The organism is Candidatus Stygibacter australis (assembly GCA_030765845.1).
Classification (GTDB): domain Bacteria; phylum Cloacimonadota; class Cloacimonadia; order Cloacimonadales; family TCS61; genus Stygibacter; species Stygibacter australis.
Genome location: JAVCDJ010000191.1, coordinates 1 through 3878 on the forward strand (window position 1 = coordinate 1; position 3878 = coordinate 3878).

The window sequence follows — 3878 nt, forward strand, 5'->3', positions numbered from 1 at the left end:
ATTTCGCAGACTTTGGATAATCAGGATCAATGCTGGAGCACATTTACACAATATGTCTTATAGCCAGTTAATCCACGGATTAAAGCTTGCAGAAGTAGAGATAGATCGTAAAGCATTGGCATTTTTGGCATTTAACGAACCAGATGCCTTTACAAAACTTTGTGAAGTAGCAAAATCAAAACTGAATTAGGGTAATTTTGTCCCGAAGCGGATCATAAAGATGAAAGAAGAATTACAGAAGCAGATATCGAAAGCCAAAAAGGCAATAGAAGAATCGTTGCGTCAGCATGATCTGATGCAACTGAAATCGCAGTATCTGGGTAAGAAAAGTGAATTGAATGCTTTTATGAAGCGTTTAAAGGAGCTACCTGCGGAGGAACGTCCAGCCTTTGGCAAGATAGTGAATGATGCTAAGCAGCAGCTTGAAGAAATGATCAATAACCGTTTATTGAAACTGAAAGAAAACGAGTATGCAGCAACTCTTCAGGCAGAGCATCAGGATCTAACGATGCCGGGCAAACGACATTTACGTGGAGGTCTTCATCCGATTACTCAAACCTGGCGAGAAATTGAAGACCTTTTCATCCGTTTGGGTTTTCAGGTTGCTGATGGTCCTGATATTGAAGATGAATATCACAATTTTGATGCCTTGAATACACCAGCAGATCATCCGGCTCGAGATCTTTCTGACACCTTTTATATAGAAGGTGACGTGCTTTTACGGACACATACATCTCCAGTTCAAATAAGAACAATGGAGAAATTTAAACCACCAATTAAGATAATATGCCCTGGCAGGACATATCGAAATGATAATGATGCCACACATTCACCCTGTTTTCATCAGGTAGAGGCATTGGTGGTGGATGAAGGGATCAATATAGCAGACTTGCGTGATATGCTTAATTACTTTGCACAGCAGCTATTTGGTCCAGAAATCGCAGTACGGATCCGACCACACTTTTTCCCCTTCACCGAACCAAGTGCAGAGATGGATATGGTGTGCCCGAAGTGTCTGGGCAACGGATGCAGTTTGTGTAAAGATACAGGCTGGCTGGAGCTTGGTGGAGCAGGAATAGTGGATCCCAACGTATTTGAATATGTGGGAATCGATAGTGAGAAATATACTGGATATGCTTTTGGATTAGGTATAGACCGGATAGCAATGCTTCGTTATGGAATCACTGATATGAGAATGTTATTCAACAATGATCTCAGATTTTTGAGCCAATTTAAATCGTGAAACGTGAGTAAATAGATTATGAAGATAAGTTATAGTTGGTTGCGGGAATATATTGATATAGATTTAAGTGCAGAAAAGCTTGAAGAGGAACTGACTTTTTCCGGGATTGAAGTGGAAGCTGTGGAACATCTGGGAGCTTTACTTTCTCAGATCATAGTTTCCGAAATAACTGAAAGGAAGAGGCATCCGAACAGTGATCATCTCTGGATATGTCAGGTTGATAATGGCAGTGAAATTATTCAGGTGATCTGTGGAGCGGAGAATTGCGAAGCCGGCAATAAAGTAGCACTTGCACCAGTAGGTACTGACCTGGGTGAATTTGTAATCAAGAAAGCCAAATTGCGGGGTGAACTATCTTTTGGAATGCTTTGCAGCGAACGAGAACTGGGTATTTCTGACAATCATGACGGGATAATGAATTTACCTGCAGAAGCAAAAACCGGAGTAGAGCTGACAACTTTGTATAATCTGGCAGATACAGTTTTTGATGTGGAAATTACACCAAATCGACCAGACCTTCTGGGGATTACAGGAATAGCCAGAGATTTAAGTTCTCTATTGCACCTAGAATTAAAGATGCCCGATCCGGAATTACCTGATGGGATTACGTCAATCACAACTGCCTTAAAACTTAGCAATCAGTCGCCAGATCTTTGTCCACGATATACAGCAAGAGTTATCAAAGGGGTGAAGATAGCTGAATCACCTGAATGGATGCAGAGACGTCTTAGAGCGATAGGACTTCGACCCATCAATAATGTAGTAGATGCTACCAATTATGTGATGTTTGAATTGGGTCATCCACTTCATGCATTTGATTATCATCTGGTAGAAGATCATGAGATCATAATCCGTCGGGCAAATGCTGATGAAAAATTCCTGGCGTTAAATGATCTTGAATACAATCTAACCTCCGAAGACCTGGTGATAGCTGACAGTCATAAGGCAATAGCACTTGCCGGAGTGATAGGAGCAGCGAATTCTCAGATCAAGGACAATACAAAAGATATTATAATTGAAGCAGCTAATTTTAAATATAGTTCAGTCCGTCGTACTTCAAAACGTCTGAATATCGTCACAGATTCTGCCTACAGATTTGAACGGGATCTAAGTGATGTTCAAGCAGAGTTAGCCAGCAGACGTTGTTGTGAATTGATTCTTTCCATGGCTGGCGGTGAGCTGATGGATAGTGTTTTAGACAGTTATCCAGAACCGGATAAACCAGTTCAAATAGACATCCGCCCCAGCAGAGTGAAAAAAGTATTAAGCATTGATATTGATCCCGGTATGATAACCAGATTTCTGGAATCCCTGGGTTTGAAATTATTAAGCAAAGGTACAGATCAGCTTCGTTTTGAAGCACCACATTACCGGAAAGATCTTACTCGCGAGATTGATCTGATCGAAGAGATCATCAGATTGTATGGTTATAATAATGTAGATACATATTTTAAACCCCAGAAAGTGATGGATTATGAGATCTTCCGCAATAAGAGAAAAATTTGTGATGCTCTGGTGGGAATGGGATTTTACGAAGTAGTAAACTGGAGTTTTGGCAGTGTGGAAGACCTGGATAAACTTCTTTTGGCAGAAGATGACAAACACAGAAATACTGTTTTTCTGAAAAATCCTTTGGGAAGCAGTTTTGCCATTATGCGCCCAATGCTTTTACCAGATATCCTGCGAAATACTTCCTATAATTTGAATCATAATCAGAAGGATTTTAAATTATTTGAATTAAACAAAGTATTCTTAAAAGGTGAAGGTAAGCTTGCGGATGAGAGATATCATTTGAGTGGTTTACTGACTGGTTTGAGAGAACCAATTTATTGGCGGGAAGAGGCAGTAAAAACAGATTTTTATGATGTAAAAGGTGTTATTGAAGAACTTCTGATAATCTCTGGGATCACTATTTGGGAAGAGAAGTATTCTGAGGAGAAATGGTATCAGCCAGGGACAGGTTTGAACTTCTATTCTAAGGACAAACTTGTTGCAAGTGTAGGTAAACTTGATCCAAAAGTTTCCTCATCATTTGATATAGAAGTTTCCTGTTATGTATTTGATCTTTATCTTGAGATTATATATAATCAGCAGAGAAATCTTGTTCCTGCTTACATGGAAATAGTGAAATATCCACCAGTATTGCGTGATATATCTTTTTTAATCGATAGAAGATACGATTATTCTGAGATAGCTGAGTGTATCCGGAAATCAAGTCCTGATCTGATCACTGAAGTAATATTATTTGATGAGTATAAGGATAAAAATATCCCCCTGGAAAAAAGAAGCTTGACATTCAGCCTGACTTTTTCATCTGTAAATAAAACTTTGAATGATAAGTTGATAAATAAGGAAATGAATAAGATCATTCAGGTTTTAGAGCAAAAATATGAAATAAGGATGAGGTAAAATAATGCAGAGCTCAGAATTATCAACAAAATTTAAAGCTGTTGTAGATAAATTCAAGCAGTTAAGAGATAAATACGAAACCCTTCAACTGGAGAAAATGCAGTTAGAGGAGAATATATCAGAGCTGCAATCGACTCAACAAGATCAGGAAAGTCAAAAAGTATTGATCACAGAATTGCAGGCAAAGAATCTTGAGCTTGAAGATGCAAATAAAATTCTCCAGGAG

4 protein-coding genes are annotated in these 3878 nt (G+C 38.8%); all 4 read left to right on the top strand.

The features are described 5' to 3' along the window. Positions 1-190 (top strand): 50S ribosomal protein L20 (rplT, locus tag RAO94_09705; GenBank protein MDP8322611.1); only part of this gene is annotated, 190 nt, incomplete at its 5' end. 30 nt (positions 191-220) lie between these two features. After that, a complete protein-coding gene (locus RAO94_09710; GenBank protein ID MDP8322612.1) occupies positions 221-1243 on the top strand; it encodes a phenylalanine--tRNA ligase subunit alpha in 1023 nt (340 codons plus the stop codon). Between the two features lie 18 nt (positions 1244-1261). Further along, complete coding sequence (pheT, locus tag RAO94_09715; GenBank protein MDP8322613.1) at positions 1262-3652, top strand: phenylalanine--tRNA ligase subunit beta; 2391 nt, start codon at positions 1262-1264, stop codon at positions 3650-3652. Between the two features lie 4 nt (positions 3653-3656). Further along, the coding region (locus RAO94_09720; protein MDP8322614.1) for a hypothetical protein at positions 3657-3878 on the top strand (222 nt) is incomplete at its 3' end.

What these genes read in the sequence shown, in the direction of transcription:
- RAO94_09710 (MDP8322612.1), top strand. Translation starts at nt 221, where the DNA reads ATGAAAGAAGAATTACAGAAGCAGATATCGAAAGCCAAAAAGGCAATA.
- pheT (MDP8322613.1), top strand. Translation starts at nt 1,262, where the DNA reads ATGAAGATAAGTTATAGTTGGTTGCGGGAATATATTGATATAGATTTA.